13 protein-coding genes are annotated in these 16,926 nt (G+C 48.7%); 3 read left to right on the top strand and 10 right to left on the bottom strand.

What is annotated here, in order from left to right:
• Positions 1 to 155 precede the first annotated feature (155 nt).
• The 9 genes from BLS44_RS04585 to BLS44_RS04545 all read right to left on the bottom strand — a co-directional run bounded on the left by BLS44_RS04585 (position 156) and on the right by BLS44_RS04545 (position 8,563).
• Complete coding sequence (locus tag BLS44_RS04585; RefSeq protein ID WP_090388865.1) at positions 156 to 623, bottom strand: DUF983 domain-containing protein; 468 nt, start codon at positions 621 to 623, stop codon at positions 156 to 158.
• A 12-nt stretch (positions 624 to 635) separates the two neighbouring features.
• On the bottom strand, positions 636 to 1,520 hold the full coding sequence (locus BLS44_RS04580; protein ID WP_245729101.1) for an AraC family transcriptional regulator: 885 nt from the start codon (positions 1,518 to 1,520) through the stop codon (positions 636 to 638).
• An 89-nt stretch (positions 1,521 to 1,609) separates the two neighbouring features.
• Positions 1,610 to 2,626, bottom strand: a complete 1,017-nt coding sequence (locus BLS44_RS04575; RefSeq protein WP_245729100.1) for a LacI family DNA-binding transcriptional regulator — start codon at positions 2,624 to 2,626, stop codon at positions 1,610 to 1,612.
• A gap of 167 nt (positions 2,627 to 2,793) precedes the next feature.
• Entirely contained in the window at positions 2,794 to 3,972 is a 1,179-nt protein-coding gene (locus BLS44_RS04570) for a PepSY-associated TM helix domain-containing protein (RefSeq protein WP_090388863.1), read from the bottom strand.
• 160 nt (positions 3,973 to 4,132) lie between these two features.
• Positions 4,133 to 4,648 (bottom strand): peroxiredoxin family protein, encoded by a 516-nt coding sequence (locus BLS44_RS04565; RefSeq protein ID WP_090388862.1) that lies wholly within the window; start codon positions 4,646 to 4,648, stop codon positions 4,133 to 4,135.
• A gap of 17 nt (positions 4,649 to 4,665) precedes the next feature.
• Positions 4,666 to 5,019 (bottom strand): heavy-metal-associated domain-containing protein, encoded by a 354-nt coding sequence (locus tag BLS44_RS04560; protein WP_245729099.1) that lies wholly within the window; start codon positions 5,017 to 5,019, stop codon positions 4,666 to 4,668.
• 80 nt (positions 5,020 to 5,099) lie between these two features.
• The gene (locus tag BLS44_RS04555) at positions 5,100 to 7,151 is read right to left on the bottom strand and encodes a putative porin (protein WP_090388861.1); all 2,052 of its coding nucleotides are present in this window, start codon (positions 7,149 to 7,151) and stop codon (positions 5,100 to 5,102) included.
• Positions 7,152 to 7,160: 9 nt separating this feature from the next.
• The gene (locus BLS44_RS04550; protein ID WP_218127689.1) at positions 7,161 to 7,985 is read right to left on the bottom strand and encodes a purine-nucleoside phosphorylase; all 825 of its coding nucleotides are present in this window, start codon (positions 7,983 to 7,985) and stop codon (positions 7,161 to 7,163) included.
• Between the two features lie 125 nt (positions 7,986 to 8,110).
• A complete protein-coding gene (locus BLS44_RS04545; RefSeq protein WP_090388860.1) occupies positions 8,111 to 8,563 on the bottom strand; it encodes a hypothetical protein in 453 nt (150 codons plus the stop codon).
• A gap of 353 nt (positions 8,564 to 8,916) precedes the next feature.
• Here BLS44_RS04545 and sucC point away from each other — a divergent pair, with 353 nt between their 5' ends.
• The 3 genes from sucC to BLS44_RS04525 all read left to right on the top strand — a co-directional run bounded on the left by sucC (position 8,917) and on the right by BLS44_RS04525 (position 15,573).
• Complete coding sequence (gene sucC, locus BLS44_RS04535; RefSeq protein WP_090388858.1) at positions 8,917 to 10,128, top strand: ADP-forming succinate--CoA ligase subunit beta; 1,212 nt, start codon at positions 8,917 to 8,919, stop codon at positions 10,126 to 10,128.
• A gap of 367 nt (positions 10,129 to 10,495) precedes the next feature.
• Positions 10,496 to 14,116 (top strand): SusC/RagA family TonB-linked outer membrane protein, encoded by a 3,621-nt coding sequence (locus BLS44_RS04530; RefSeq protein ID WP_090388857.1) that lies wholly within the window; start codon positions 10,496 to 10,498, stop codon positions 14,114 to 14,116.
• Positions 14,117 to 14,127: 11 nt separating this feature from the next.
• On the top strand, positions 14,128 to 15,573 hold the full coding sequence (locus BLS44_RS04525; RefSeq protein WP_090388856.1) for a SusD/RagB family nutrient-binding outer membrane lipoprotein: 1,446 nt from the start codon (positions 14,128 to 14,130) through the stop codon (positions 15,571 to 15,573).
• Positions 15,574 to 15,817: 244 nt separating this feature from the next.
• Here BLS44_RS04525 and BLS44_RS04520 read toward each other — a convergent pair whose 3' ends face one another.
• Positions 15,818 to 16,783, bottom strand: a complete 966-nt coding sequence (locus BLS44_RS04520) for an NAD-dependent epimerase/dehydratase family protein (RefSeq protein WP_090388855.1) — start codon at positions 16,781 to 16,783, stop codon at positions 15,818 to 15,820.
• Positions 16,784 to 16,926: the final 143 nt, after the last annotated feature.

Genomic DNA, 16,926 nt, shown 5'->3' with positions numbered 1-16,926 from the left:
ACTTGTGCTGTGGCACATATGGCAGCTGTTTGGTACCTGCCTCCGGGGACAAGGATGACTGGTGGAACGGTGCCCCCTGTCTCTTAGGTCATTCATTCTCTTATTAGAAACATTTTCCCCAAAAAAAGGGGGCGCTGCGGCTAATGAAGAAACGATCAGCTTCCCTTTTTCTTCACCCTTGAAGGCGCATTGGCATACCACTTACGGTCATACCGTACAAAAAAGGAAAGCCAGATGCTACGGGCCATCCGCATCAGCACCGGCTGCATACAAATGAGGAAAACGGCATTAAAGATCAGCCAGTAGATCCAGCGGTCGTCATAAATACTCAACCCTATAAATACCCACCAGGCCACCAGGGTGGATACGCTCAGGGCAACAGCCAGCGCATAACTCACATAACCTGCTCCAAAATAAAAGCCGGTTTCCAGCTCAAAAGGCTGTTTACATACGGGGCACTCCTGGTACATCCGCATGGTTGTTTTCAGTTTATAAGGATTTTTCACTTCAAACATGCTGTGCCGCCGGCACCTGGGGCATTGGGAGGCCACTACATTGAAATAACTGGGTATTTTATCTTTTTCTTTATCGGTAGCTGCTGCTATTGTAGGTACAGGTTCCATATATATATTGCGTTACTTTAAAAATTGTTTTCGGAATTCATCGGGCGTTACGCCCTCGTATTTTTTAAAAAAGCGGTTAAAATAAGAGTTATCCTGGAAATTAAGCTCATAAGCGATCTCTGCCACGGTTTTATTTTCGTTGATCAACAGGCGTTTGGCCTCCAGCAATACCCGGTTCCGGATCAGCTCCCCCGCCGTTTGCCCCAAAAGATCCCTGCACAGCGCATTCAGATGGTTGGGGGTAATGTATAACAGATCGGCATACTCCTTCGGCAGCCGTATGGATCTGTAATGGACATCAATTAACCGCCGCAAGTTATGTAAAATCATTTTCTTTTGTTCCGGGATGGCTTTGGCCGGATGACCGGCAATGGCATTCCCCATCAGCAACAGGATCTGTAACAAAAGCACCCGGTTCATATCCGGTGACGCTGTTGCATCCGGGGCCAATGCAATCAGTTCTTCAAAAAGAGCCGGCACTTTTTCGTGAAGCGGCGCCGGCAGCTGAAAAACGCTCTCCGCGCTGCTGCCGCTAAAAAAAGGGAACCGCTCCAGGTAATAGGGGTTAAACAGGAAATCCCGGAAAAAATGATCAGGAAAATTAGCCACGTACCCCGTTACCGCCGCCGTAAAATGCCAGCTATGCACCTGACCCGGAACCATGCAATATACCTGGAAGGGTTTTACTTCAAAACGGTCAAAATCGATGGTATGGGTTCCTTCTCCGGAAGTAAAAAGTACCATATGATAAAAGGAATGCCGGTGCGGCCGGTGCAAATCCGCATAATGCTTCTCCAGGTACGCCGAAAAGTATTCAGCCTGAAGCGCTGCCTGCGGTATTGGCTCCTGTAACAGGTTACCGATCGAATAAACAGGTATTTTTTCCTTTTGTGCCACAAACGCATTTTGAGAGTGCAAAGGTACAAAATGGTTTTTTCCGCAGCCCGGACCAAACAGCGCTATTTATGGTACTTTTTACGGATCGGCTATTTCCCGGTAGATTCGCGTTTAATCAATACGGAATCCATATTGATCGTTTCGGGCGCGTAACGCGATGGTTTTTCCAGTACCTGGATCAGTTGTTGCACGGCAGCCTGACCGATCTCAAACGCCGGCTGCGTAATGGTTGAAAGCGAAGGCTTCAGCAAATGCGCTGTGGGCATATTACTAAAGCTGAGCAACTTTAACTTCCCGGGCATATCAATGCCGTGTTTCCGGCAAACATCATAGGCAATGAGCGCATGCGTTTCCACCGAGGTAAACAAACCATCGGGAGCATTCTTTTGCAGCAGTGTTTTTTCGATCAGTGTGGTATCATGCTCATAATTTTTATCACTGGTCAGGATCCATTCCGGGCGTACGGCAATGCCGGCATCCTCCAACGCTTTTTTGTACCCCGCAAGCCGGTCAATTCCAATAGATATTTTGTCCGATACCTGGCAATGCGCGATCCGCTTACACCCCTGTTCGATCAGGTAACGGGTGCCGTTATAAGCGCTAGCATAGTTGTTAGTGGTAATAATACTGGTATTGAATCCCTCAGCAACGCGGTCAAAGAACACAACCGGCACGCCTTTTTCCTGCAGGTGTTTCAAATGATCGGTATCATCAATAGGACTTGTAAGGGAAATAACCACCCCGTCTACACGGCCGTTGGTCATATGCCGCACTACATCTTTTTCATATTCCGGGTCTTCATTGGTAATGTAGATCAGCACATGGTATCCTTTTGCATGGGCCGTTTCCTGTATGCCCTTAATAGCAAAAATGAAAAAATTGTTGATGATATCCGGAACTACGACCGCAATGGTCTTGCTTTTGAATTTCCGCAGACTACCGGCATAGGGGTTGGGTTCATAGTTCAGCTCGCGCGCCAGGTCCATCACCCGTTTCTTTGTATCGGCACTGATCTCGTGGCTGTCGCGCAGCGCTTTTGAAACGGTGCTTATAGAAAGATGTAAAAGAGACGCCAGTTTTTTTAAATTGATCGGTTCCATGTTCATCCCTACCTCTTTTTTTATACTCCTTTTCAGGGATGAAGATAAGAAATTAATAATGGTAAACAACTATCCCGGCTGCCACTCATCCAATAATTACGGAATCGCTGCCGGCGCGGGGTCCAGGTTTAACATTAGATCCCGTTTCAGACCTGGAAGGTCTAACGGACGCCTCAAACCACAGCCGCTACGGGTTGTGCTTTTGCCGGCAATTTTACGGCCCTGCTTTTAGACTTCTTTTTTTTCAGCTTATTCAGCCAGATAATAGTACCGGTTACCGGTAAACTGGTAGCTATCAGGCAGCAGATAAAATAAATAATCTTTGAAAAAAGACCATAGATCTCCCCTGTATGGATGGGGCGGATACTGGCCGCTATTTTTTGACCGGCGGTTTTTGACGCAAAGAGCTCTTTTTTAAGCACGGCGCCACTATAGGCATCAATGATGACGCGATCCGTTGCGGCGCTGTTCCAGGAGGCCGCATTGTTTTTGGAAATGCTGAATGTGCCGGCACTGTCGGCAGGAAAGCTCAGGCGGGTAATACCCCTGTAATTCAGCTGGCTATTGCCTGTTTCCAACACTTTATCTGCAGATAACATTGCTGTTCCCGTAATAGCCGATTTTGCCGGTTTTTCCTTTTTGCCGCCAAATACCTCTGCTCCCAATACTTTCGACGCTCCCGTTTTGTACCATTCAAAGGACCAGCACAGGCCGGTAAGCGACATGATCAGTAAAAAGATAAAGGAATAAAATCCCAGCACATTATGCAGATCATGATTAACCCGCTTCCATTTCCCGGAGAACAGGATCACCAGCCCCTGTTTCCAGTAGCGCAACCGCCGGGGCAGCCATAAAATGATCCCCGAAAGCAGCAGCACTACAAAAATGAGGGTAGCTATCCCAACAATGATCCGCCCGGTAGACTGCTCCATCAATAACCAGCGGTGCAGTTTCATCATGGTCATAAAGAACTTACTGCTCCCTGTTTCTGTATCGCCGGTAATGATCCCGGTATAAGGGTTTACCAATACGGTTTTGCCCCTGCCCTTTTCTTTGCCTTTCGGTTTTATAGAAAAAGACCAGGCTTTCTGTGGTGTGGCAGGAATGGTAACGCCCGCAACCGGGCTTCCCTGTCCCTTTGCCACCGCGGCTACCAGCGTTTGCAGGGGCAACGGGCTCATTCCTTCCTTATAGTCAACAAAATAGACCTTTTTATTCAGCCGCTCTTCCACTTCGGTCCGGAACGTATAGATAGTTCCTGAAAGACATACTAAAAAAAGCACGATCCCGCTGGCCAGTCCCAGCCAAAGATGGATATCGTTAAAAAATTTTCTGAATCTACCACGCTGCATAGGCCGCAAAATTATCGGCCTCAGGGCTGCTGTATTTACGAAATCGGGAAAATTTAAAAAATATGGTCTTCACATGGTGAAAAACCGCACGAATGTTTTTCGTGTATCAGGGGCAAGGTTTCCTCCTTGTTGCAGGGTCAATGCGGAAACAATGGGAGCGTCAGCGGGATCCCGGGGCAAGGCGTTTCTGTAGCAGCTTCCTGAAGCCCCGGGGATCACCGGTCAGTAACGATGCGGCATCCACCGCAATGATCCTGCCTTCCGGATCTATAAGAAATGAAGCAGGCAGCGTACCGGCGCCCCACCGGCAGGCAGCGCACCCCGCCTTATTGGTATCATCGAGCAACTGGGGCCAGGCCATTTTATCGGCTGCTATGGCGTTTTTCCATTGCGCCCTGTCAACGTCTACCGAAATGCTCAGGATCTCAAAAGGCAGATCATTGAAGCGCGGGTACTGTTTGACCAGTCTCCGGTTTTCGATCCTGCAGGGCAAACACCAGGATGCCCAAAACTGAACCAGGACCATGCTTTTCCTATATTTTTCCAGCGAAACCGGTGTTCCGTTCTGATCCGGCAGGGAAAAAGGGGGAGCGGCAGCAGGGGTTACTACAGTTTGAGCCGTAGCACCCCCTGCTGCAATCATATATACGAGAAGGGTGAGCCTCCACTTTGTCATCAGGAACTGTCCGGTGATTACTGCTGAACTGCCGTATAGGTCTTTGTGCGCTCATACTGGCAGCAGGCATGCAGCTTTTCGTAGGCTGCGTCCCTGCCCTTCACATCCCGGGTATCGTACCCCGCATCTGCCACAGCGTTTTGAATTTTATTACTGCTTGTTTTTTTAGCATCATATTTCACTAAAAGCTCTTTTGTAGGAATATCCCAAACAGCTTCTTTGGCCCCGGCCGTTTTGGCGGCTTTCTCGATCGTTTTTTTACACATCCCGCAATTACCAGAAACCGATATTTTTTCGGTCTTTGTCTGCGCCTGTACCCCGGTGGCCATCAGCAGCATGATGCCCAGGAGAATGGTTCCCAATTGTTTCATATTTCATTTATTAAAAGTGAATTCCTTTTATGGAGACAACCTTTCTTTTAAACAGGTTGTATGAAAAATAGTTTGCTGCGCTAATTAACAAATCCCCAGAATACGCCCAGGCGGATCAGCAGGCCCGGGTACGGGTAGTCCGTAGCCGCAAAATTATTATTGCTAAAGCCCCAGTTAGTACCCAGTTTCCGGAATGTATTAAGATTTTCTGCCCGCACAAATGCTTTAAAGGAGTTGATCCGGAAATTAAGATAAGCAGCAATATTGGGCAATTTGTACTGTACGGTCTGATCATCCTGGTAAAAGAACTGGCCCAATAGCGGGGAATACCCGTCTCCCTTGTAATTGGTACGGTACTTTGCCTCAAAGCCCATGGCAATATTCAGCTTGGGATAGCCCAGTTTTCCTTCGTAACCAAAACGGTTCCGCGTATAAATAGCAGGAATATGCAGGGGCGCACCGCCAACCACCTGCTGAAAATACACTTCTGTACGCCATTTCCACTGTTTGGTCTTCCCGGTTTCAAATACCTTGTTGGCCCCGATCTGCAGCACATTGAATAAGGAGTTGTACTGGTTGATCTTATAAAAATCGGTGTAATAGGAGTAGTTGGTCATCAGGTAATAATGCCCGGTAAGCCCCAGCTTGAGCAGGGGCTGATAAACCACCGCGTACAGATGGGTGATGTTTTCTTTTTTAAGAGCCGGATCTTCATTCCCCCTGAAATAAAAACTGCTGATGGGATTCTGCATAATAAAAGAAGGGGTCCGGTTCACGTTCTGCGCGCCCAGCAGCAGGCTTCCGATCTTTTTCCCGAGCAGGCTCTGGATGCTGGCCCCCGCCTCGTAATCGCCGGCATTCATTCCTGCAAAATAGATCTTACCATTGGCCATCATATCCCATTTCTGGTTCTTGGTTCGGTTGCGGTACTCGCCATGCCCATAAATATTATAGTAGTTCTTCTTTTCGCGGTTCTGGATCAGCTCCAGCACATTTTCGCGCTGCAGGGTATCAAAAGTGCCCGACAGGTTCTGAACACCTGCACCCAGCTTAATAAACTGCTGGGTATTCTTTTCATCGGGGAACGTATAAATAGAAAAATCATTGACCATCTCCTTCCAGTCGTCCCGCCTTGAAAATATGTTGCTGCCCCCGGCCAATGCCAGGTCATAAAACTCTTTGTAATAATCCGCTGCCGGTGCAGCATCTGTAAACAGGAAGGTATACTTACTATACCGGATGGTGTGTTCAAAACGGACCCTGGGAAAAAACAGGGACACCACCGTGCTGTCCGTTACCAGGGAGTCCTTACGCCCAAAATCATATTGCTGCCGCATAAGCGCGTTAAAATCGGCGTATTTATTTCCCGTGGCAACATTGGTATTGAAAAAATCGGCCGAGTAGCGGGTACCACCACCCAGGCGCACCGGTATATAATCTCTCCGGTCGTAATCAGCACTGTCGATATAAGCACTATTAACGATCCCTCCATTTTCGGTATTCTGCAATTTGTTGGCAACAACTATAAAGTAATTGCGATACCTCCGGTTAACGGACTGTACCCAGTTGGTGATCAGATAACTGTTATGCGCCGATTTCTGGTTCTGGAAAATGCCCGGCGAATTCAGCAAACGATATGAAAAATGTATATTCCAGTTCGGTCCCCTGTTCTGCGTATGCATCAGTTCGATGAACTGCTCCGAGCGGGTACCCAGCAGGTAATTCAGCTCGGAATAAGGACGGGTGGCCGTAAAGAACCGGGCGTTCTCAATAGTATACTTATAATTATCAAAGGCATGAAAACCCGGATCCCATCCGGCTTTCATCCTTGGTGCAAACAGGTATGACTGAGCTGCATTACCAAAGTTCCCCATGTAATTGTATTCTGCCGGTATGGGAAAATAACGGGTAATATCGTTGATCGAAGAATCCAGCCTGTAGGCCCGGGCGGTATCCAGGTAACGGTAGGTAATGGTTATCGAATCCTCAAATTTATCTCTCCGGGCAAGGCTGTCGCTGCCGGAGCCCACGTTTCGCATTCCCCGGAACCGGTTACCAACCCCACCCAACGGATCCTGCGCCTGTGCGCCAACAGCCGTTACCAAAAGAAATAAAACAAAATAAAACCTCATTGATCGAATTTATGCGCGGGCTACCATTTCCGTAAATAAATGTGCCAGCTTGGGTTCCGCCGCCCGGGCGGCTTCCAGCACTTCTTCATGCGTGATCACGTTCTCCTCTTCGCGGATACCCAGGTCGGTAATAATGCTTACCGCAAAAACATCCAGCCCCATATGGTTGGCTACAATGGTTTCCTGCACGGTACTCATTCCTACTGCATCGGCACCCAGCGTATGGATCATCTTATACTCGGCACGGGTTTCAAAAGTAGGACCGGTCACTGCATAATAAACGCCTTCCCTTATATGAATACCTGCCGCTGCGCAGATCTCCTTTGCCCTTGTGACCAGGTATTTCCTGTAGGGCTCGCTCATATCCGGGAACCGGGTTCCCCATTCATCGATATTCTTTCCCACAAGCGGGTTGGGTGTACCAAAACTGATGTGGTCATTAATGATCATGATATCCCCTACGGAAAAACCGGGGTTCACTCCTCCTGCCGCATTACTCAGCAGGAGTTGCCGTATACCCAATAATTTTAATACCCGTATGGGGAAAACCACTTCCTGTGGTGTGTATCCTTCATAAAAATGGAACCGGCCGGCCATTGCCACTACTTTCTTTCCTGCCAGCTCGCCAAAGATCAATTTACCGGAATGCCCTTTTACGGTTGAAACAGGGAAGTTAGGGATGGCTGTATAGGGCACTTCTTTTTCCACGGTAATCGCCGCTGCAAAATTGCCCAGTCCGCTGCCCAGCACGATGCCCACCTCCGGGATTTCCGGGTATTGCTCCTGCAGAAAAGCCACGGTTTCCCGTACCTGTTCCACGATAGATTCTGACATAGATCTTCCAATTAAGTGTGGGCAAATATAATGAAACTAACAGCTACACACACTTCCCGTAAAAGAATCCGGCGTTTCTTCTAAAACTCTTAACATTCAAAATCCCGGGCGGGTCCCCGGCGGCTTCAGCCCCGGCTGCGCAACCCGGCGATCTTCTTTTCCAGGCCGGAGACCTTGTCATTGGTCTTTGAAATATTCCGCTGCAGGGAGGCGAGATTCGTGGTCAGTTTTTCTGCCTTATTATTACTGGATGAAGCATTCTTTGCTGCTTTTTTTGCTTTTTTTGCCAGTTTCTGATCACCCGGATTCCGGGCCATTTTCTGAGAATAATCCTTGCTTTCTGCAGCAGCTTTTGCGGCATCCTTATTGGCTTTTTCCAGGTCGCTCTGAAGCTTTACCAGCTTGTTCTGGTATTCTGCCAGGTTCAGCTTCTGCTTGTTCAGCTCCGTAGTTTGTTTAAGGATTTCTTTATGCAGTTTCAGGGTCTTAATGGAATCTGCTGAAATAGATTGTGCCTGTATGGCGCCTGCTACCAGTAAAAAGGCCAGCAGCAACAGCCCGGGTCTGTTTGTTTTCATTTTCCTCATGATGTTTTTTTAAAGATACGATTTTATAAAAGACCGTCCCGGTATTTTAAAGGTTGCGCAGGTCAAAATTCCCGGGCTGCAGCGCGGTGCAAAAGCTTCCTTAACCGGGATCGGTCCGGCATCAACAGAGGCTACACCGGTCCTTACACAGGTCCGCCTGCCGGCCGGCGGCGCAATGATACCGGCAGCATACGGAGGCGAAAAAACAGTACCGGATCTGCAAACAGTGCCTCCCCGTTTTGAAAGGTCTTTTAAAATTTTAGATGCGTTTGCCCTGACCCGACCATAAAGTTTCCCCTGAATCCTTATCTTCGTGCCAAAGTTTTTTACTAAAATCATTACAGATGAATCTTCACGAATATCAGGCCAAGGAATTATTAAAAAAATACAACGTTCCGGTACAGGAAGGTTATGCCTGCAGCTCTGTGCAGGAAGCTGAAGAAGCTTACCGTAAGATCAAAACAGACACCGGCAGCAAATTTGCTGTTATTAAAGCGCAGATCCATGCCGGCGGACGCGGAAAGGGCGCCATTAAGGAAACCGGTATCAACGGCGTTAAGGTAGCTAAATCCCTGGAAGAGGTTGAGGAGTTTGCCAAAGGCATCCTGGGCGGAACATTGGTAACCGTGCAGACGGGGCCTGCGGGAAAAGTTGTAAACAAGATTTTTGTAGCACAGGACATGTACTATGACGGCCCTTCAGAAAGACAGGAGTTCTATCTTTCCATCCTGCTCGACCGCAGCAAGGGGCAGAACGTGATCATGTACAGTACCGAAGGCGGTATGAGCATCGAAGACGTAGCGCATGAAACCCCGGAGAAGATCTTTAAAGAATGGGTACACCCTTCCGGCCGTTTACTCGGATTCCAGGCGCGCAAGATCGCGTTCAACCTGGGCCTCACCGGCGCCGCTTTTAAGAACTGCGTAAAGTTTGTAACCAACCTGTATGATGCTTATGTTGGACTGGACTGCAGTATGCTGGAGATCAATCCCCTGTTTAAAGCAGCTGACGACAAGATCATTGCGGTTGACTGTAAGATGAACCTGGACGACAATGCCATGATGCGGCACGCTGACCTGGCTTCGCTGCGGGATGTTACCGAAGAAGATCCCACAGAAGTAGAAGCGGGTAAATACAACCTGAATTTTGTAAAATTAGATGGCAACGTGGGCTGTATGGTCAATGGAGCCGGCCTGGCTATGGCAACTATGGATATGATCAAATTAAGCGGCGGAGAGCCGGCCAACTTCCTGGATGTGGGCGGTACGGCCAATGCCCAGACCGTTGAAGCCGGTTTCAAGATCATTATGAAAGACCCGGCGGTAAAAGCTATCCTGATCAATATTTTTGGCGGTATCGTTCGCTGCGACCGTGTGGCAGCCGGCGTTATTGAAGCCTACAAAAACCTGGGCAATATTACGATCCCGATCATTGTACGCCTGCAGGGCACCAATGCAGAGGAAGCAAAAAAACTTATTGACGAGAGCGGTCTGAAAGTAGAATCCGCTATCTTGTTAAGTGAAGCAGCAGACCTTGTGAAGAAAGCCGTAGCATAGTTTATTTTATTTACATTTAATGAGAAAGAGGTTACTTTTAAAAGTGACCTCTTTTTTTATTTTGTTCAACGTTCCGGGTTTAAAGTTTCACGTCAAATCCGCTTACATGCTCGATGAGTTTTCTTTAGTTCAACATTAGAACCGTTTCCTATTCGCTGTTCCATTGACTATTGACACTGCCCCGCCCCAGATTCATGCCTGGTGCATTTCCACATTCCCACATCTTCCCATTTTCAAATTAAACCAACTTTAACGGTTACCGGGCAATCTTTTCCGTCCCGGGTCGTTAAACTTATAATAACCTGAATCCCGATCTGTTTTGCCCAATCAGATCTGATCTATTGTTCTACTAAACCCAAATTCTATTATGATTTGCAGACCTATCCGGCTACTCATCACTGTTATGCTGTGGGGAGCAGTGCTTCCATTACAGGCACAAAACACATCCGCTATTCATGGCAAGGTCATTGGAAGATCCGGTATGGGCCTTTCCAATACCCTGCTCCGGCTTTCTTCTTCAGGAGATTCAGCGCGCACAGATGCCGAAGGGCTTTTTGCAATAAAAGCTGCGGCCGGGGATTCCCTTCAGCTCTATAACGTACTGTTTCCCCAATCCTACACCATTGTTCTTCCGGGTTTTGACAGCCTCCTGATCCGTTTTGAAGGCAACCAGGTTCAGGCAGGGCGATGGAGCAGTAAAGCCGGGGCCCTTAAAGATACCATCACGGAACGATCCACGGCTCCCGCAGATACCCTGCCCAATGCGGTGGCAGGGGCCGGAGACGCCCTCTTTATCAAAGGCAGGATAACCGGCAGTGCCGGCCAGCCACTGCCCAATGCCAGCATTACCTACCCCGATGGAAAATTGTATACCGCCGGTGAGGATGGTGTTTTTTCCATCCCGTTCCGGCAGGGTATAAAAGTGGTGTTCTCCAATGTGGGCAATCCCGATCTTGAAGTAACTTTAACCAACCCCAACAAGCCACTGTCGATCCGTTTGGAAGGTAAAAAATCATCCGAAGAGCTGGAACGGGTAACCGTTACCGCCATGGGCATCTCCAAAAAAAGCCGGTCGGTGGGCTATGCCATTTCGGAAGTAAAGGGATCGGAGATCCAGACCGCCAAGGAGGTCAATTTTGTCAATAACCTGGCGGGAAGGGTTCCCGGTGTGAGCATCACCACCAACAGCGGATCCATGGGTGGTTCCAGCAAGGTTACGATCCGGGGGCCAAAATCCATCCTGGGAGATAATAATGCCCTGTTTGTGGTAGACGGCATCCCCTTCAGCAACCTGAACACCAACTCCTACGGTCAGCAGATCGGTGGCGGCGGGTTCGACTATGGCAGCCCTGTACAGGACATTAATCCTGATGATATCGACCAGGTATCTGTATTGAAAGGGGCCGCTGCCACGGCGCTTTACGGAAGCCGCGGGCAGAACGGTGTGGTATTGGTAACCACGAAGAAAACAAACGGCGGTGGCAAAAAGATCGGTATCAACTACAGTCTGAATGTACAAACCGACAGGGTATATGTATTGCCCGATTACCAGAATAAATACGGAGGCGGCAGTAACGGAACCTTCGACACGCTCATCCGGTATTACCAGGGTAAATGGTTCAACGGAAGAGACACGTTAATTGACAATCGCACTTATTTTAAAAACACGCCCACCTACAATGATCCATTGTTGGGCGGCTACGACCTCCTGCCGGAATTTGCAGTGGATGAATCATGGGGGCCCGCGCTCGATGGGCGCCTGGTACGCCATTACTGGTCTTTTGATCAAAATAAGAACAACCCCTATTTTGGCCAAACCGCCCCCTGGTCGCCGCAACCCGATAATATTAAGGATTTCTTCCAGACCGGGGTAACGGTTACCAACAGTGTAAGCGCAGGAGGCAGCAGTGATAAGGGTTCCATCCGCATTGGCCTGGCAGATACCCGCCAGCGCTTTGTATTGCCCAACTCCCGCCTCTCAAGAACCAACGTGGGGATCAACGGCTCCTATAAAATAACCGGGCAGTTAACCGCCAGCGCCGGGGCAAGGTACTCCTATACGAAGGCAAAAGGGCGACCAGGAACCGGCTTCACCGGGCAAAATGTAATGAACCTGTTTAGTGAATACGGCCAGCGGCAATGGGATATGAGCCGGATGCAGGAGTACCGGTATGCCGACGGAACACAGATCAGCTGGAACCGGAAAACCTTTGACGACCCCACTCCCAACTTTGCCAACAATCCCTACTGGACCCGCTATATGGAATACCAGAACGATGACCGGAGTCGCCTGTTTGGTTCCGTAGGCCTGGAATATAAACCACTCGACTGGCTTTCCTTTAACGCGCAGGCCTTTATGGACAGCTATCACACACTACAGGAAGAGCGAACGGCCAAAGATTATTTCCTGGGAAGCTATGCCCGCAATACCATCGACTTCCGGGAAATGAATTATATGCTGACGGCCAATATTAAAAAGGATATTGGCCGGCTGTTCAACATTGGCGCTACCATTGGCGGTAATATGATGAAACAAAATGTAAGCCTTTTTACAGGCACCACACCTGCAGGAGCCGGCCTTATTACCCCCGGTGTATATACGCTGCCCAATATTTCTGCACCACCTACCATTACCGAAGCCCGTCCGCGCAAGCAGATCAATTCCCTGTTTGGAACGGCCACTATTGGGTATAACAACAATATTTTCCTTGAACTGAGCGGGAGGAACGACTGGTCCTCTACCCTGCCTGCTGCCAACCGCTCTTATTTTTATCCATCGGCCTCCACATCGGTCGTTTTTTCAGACTGGCTTCAACATGCTAAATGGCTGAGCTTTGGCAAGGTGCGGGCAGGCATTGCGCAGGTAGGCAGTGATACCGATCCCTACAATATTTACCTCACCTACCTGTTGCCCCAACTCTTTAACGGTGTACCGTATGTATCGGTAGACGATCTGAAGAGGAACCCATTGTTGCTGCCCGAAAAAACCACCGAAAAAGAAGCCGGTATCGAACTAAAACTATTCGGCAACCGGGTGGGCATCGACTTTACCTACTATGACCGTGTTACGAAGAACCAGATCATCCCGGTGAACGTTTCACCCACCAACGGGTACACACAATACCTGCTCAATGCCGGCAGTGTCCGCAACAGGGGAATCGAGCTCCGGCTCGACGGAACACCGGTACAATCGGAAAACTTTAAATGGAACATCGGTTTCAACTTTTCAAAAAACAAAAACAAAGTACTCGACCTGGCGCAAAATGGCAACGAGGTGATCGACCGGATCAATATCGGTACCGAAAGAAGGTTGAACCAGGTATCTGTAGTAGCCGTTAAAGGGCAACCATTAGGAACACTGTATGGTTTTGATTACACCTATTTAAATGGTCAAAAACTCATTGATGAATCCGGCCATTATATTAAAACGGCAACTGTTGTTCCGTTGGGCAGTGTGTATCCCGATTATGTGGGAGGTATCACCAATAACCTTACCTACAAAAATATCACATTAGGTGCCCTGATCGACTACAGCAAGGGAGGTAAGTTCTTTTCCTATACCAATATGTACGGACTGGCTTCGGGACTGCTGGCGGAAACCGCAGAAGGCGATATAAGGGAGAACGGTGTGGAAGTATCCGGCGTATTACCGGATGGAACGTCCTTTTCGAAGACCCTTACTGCTATGGATCATTTCAAGAACAACTTTGGAAAGAACATCAACGCGGCTAATGTGTACGATGCCAGCTATGTTTACCTGCGCGAAGTAACACTGGGGTACCAGCTCCCCCATACCTGGGCTCAAAAAATAAGTGCCGACAATATCACATTTTCACTATACGGACGTAACCTGTGGCTGATCAGGTCCAATGCGCCCAATGTTGACCCCTCCAATATTGCCAACGGAACGGGGAACATACAGGGCCTCGAAGGCGGTGCCCTGCCATCCGTCCGTTCCTTTGGTTTAAACCTCAATATCGGATTTTAAAAACATACGAAATGAAACTCCTTATCAATACATCAGTCCTTTTATTGCTGGTCCTATACCTGTTCTCCTGCAGCAAATTTGACCAGCTGAACACCGACCCTGTAAAACCCTCCACGGTAACACCGGAACAGTTATTGCTTTCTGCAGAAAAGAGCGCCATGGATATCTTATACAATTCTTTTGTAAATAACCGCATCGGGATGCACTATGCGCAATACTGGGCCGCATCGGACAAGGAAGAAGACAGCCGCTATAGTCTTGGTGAAGCCGGCAACTCCTCTTTATGGTCGCTTTACAGCCGCCCGTTGAAAGATCTTCAAACACTGACCGACCTCAACCGGGGCGCGGCTATCCAGGATCCTGTTCCCAATCAAAATGCGATCGCCGGCATCCTGCAGGTATGGCTTTATCAAACGCTTGCTGACGCTTACGGTAATATTCCTTATTCCAGCGCTTTATCGGACAGCATTCCCACTCCGGTTTATGATGATGCCGCAGGTATGTATGCCGATTTTCTAAAAAGGCTGAATGAATACCAGGGCGCACTGGATGTTTCCAAAGAAAGCTACGGATCCGGAGATGTCATTTACAATGGCGACGTACTGAAATGGAAAAAGCTGGCCAATTCCCTTATCCTGCGTATTGCCATGCGCATGAGCAAAGCAACACCTGCAGAAGCAAAATCGGCCATTGAAACAGCCGCCAAAAACGGGGTAATCACTACCAATGCCGACAATGCCCTGTTCCCATATACCAGCCAGGCACCCAATCAGAACCCGTACAACGACTTTGGAAGAGAGCAGGTAGAATTTGTAGTCAGTGAAACGATGGTCAACTTTATGCAGGCATTAAACGATCCGCGTTTAAAGCTATACGCCCGGCCGGCAAAAAATTCAAAAGCCATTCTGGGCAAACCCTATGGGCTCGGAACCAACTCCGCGGCCGATGCCCAGAAGTACTCCACGCCCGGTGTGCGCGTGTATGCACCGGATTTTCCAGGTATATTAATGACGGCTTCAGAAGTACAGTTCCTGCTGACAGAAGCAGCAGCAAGAGGTATGAACGTAGGAAGCCCCGCAGCTGTATCCTATGAAGCCGGGATCCGGACCAGTATGGATTTCTGGAGGGTTCCGGAAGCCGCTGCCACCACCTATATCAACTCCGTTCCGTACCATAGCGCCAACTGGAAAAACCAGGTCGGCTCACAAAAATGGATCGCGTTGTATATGCAGGGATTACAATCATGGTACGAGCGGCTCCGCCTGCAGTTTACAAAACCGGATGGAACGCCCCTGTTTATAGCTCCTGTGGCCGGCTCGCTGGACCCCAATGTAACCATGGTTCCCAGCCGGTTGACCTACCCCGTTGTGGAAACGAATACCAATAATAAAAATAAAGAAGCCGCTGCGGCAGCTATCGGCGGCGATACCAAGGGCACAAAACTTTGGTGGCAGTAACGGGGATATCAGCCATCAGATCCCGAAAATTCGGCAGTGGGAATGTGAAGGTATGTAAATGAGAATTCAGGATTAAGGATAAGATTGGGGCTGATCGGTGTCAATGGGCAATAGTCGATAGTCAATGTTCAATAGTTCATGGAACATCAAGCATGAAGCCGATCTTTAACCTGGAACTTCAAACATGAAACCTGCCCGTGATTCGTGAGCCGTGACACACGGATCTGGCGTGAAACGCTGAACTTTAAACCGGGAACATCTCCGGCGTCTCCGGCAAATGCTTCAGCATATCCTCCGTCATAGCCGGCAGATCGTACTCGTGTTTCCATCCCCAGTCATTACGGGCAACCGTGTCATCAATGCTCTGTGGCCAGCTGTCTGCGATCCCCTGGCGGTAGTCCGGGGAATAGGCCATCTCAAATTCCGGCATATGTTTTTTGATCTCCGCAGCAATCTCTTTTGGCGAAAAACTGATGCCTGTTACATTATAAGAGGTCCTTATAGAGATCTTCTCCGCCGGGGCCTCCATCAGTTCTATGGTAGCCCGGATCGCATCCGGCATATACATCATAGGCAGGTAGGTATCTTCACTTAAAAAGCAGGTGTACTTTTTATCTTCCAGGGCATCATGAAAAATTTCAACCGCATAGTCAGTGGTGCCTCCGCCCGGGGCCGATTTATAGGAGATCAGGCCCGGGTAGCGGATACTTCTTATATCCACCCCATATTTCATATGATAGTAATTACACCAGAATTCCCCGGCATATTTACTGATCCCGTATACAGTGGTTGGTTCTATAATGGTTTGCTGCGGACAATGCTGCTTGGGTGATGTAGGCCCGAATACGGCAATAGAGGAAGGCCAGTACACTTTATGAATATGTTCTTCGCGGGCAATATCCAGCACATTCAGGAGCCCCTGCATATTCAGGTGCCAGGCCAGGCCGGGGTTCTTTTCGCCGGTGGCGGAAAGGATCGCCGCCAGGAGGTAAATCTGCGTAATGTTCTGGCGGATCACCTGTACATGCAGCATTTCCTTATTCATTACATCCAGGCTTACGTAGGGGCCGGAGCCTTTTAAAAGGGGATTCTCTTCCCGAAGGTCAGAAGCCACCACGTTATTGTTTCCATAGATCTCCCTTAAAGCCAGGGTCAGTTCCACACCGATCTGACCGGAAGCACCGATCACCAGGATCTTTTCTTTTGTCATGCCGCAATATTTTGAAATGCAAATATAAAGGCAGAATAATCAGGTTTGAAATACTGTGCAATCGTTTGAAATAAGCTTTTTTTTGTGCAAAATGGATTGTGCAAAGGCAGTGACCCTCTTTTCAGAAGCTGCAAACCCATTTG

Source organism: Niabella drilacis, from assembly GCF_900101395.1.
Classification (GTDB): Bacteria; Bacteroidota; Bacteroidia; order Chitinophagales; family Chitinophagaceae; genus Niabella; species Niabella drilacis.
The sequence above is the reverse complement of the archived record's forward strand: the minus strand, read 5'-3'. Positions and strand labels throughout refer to the sequence as shown.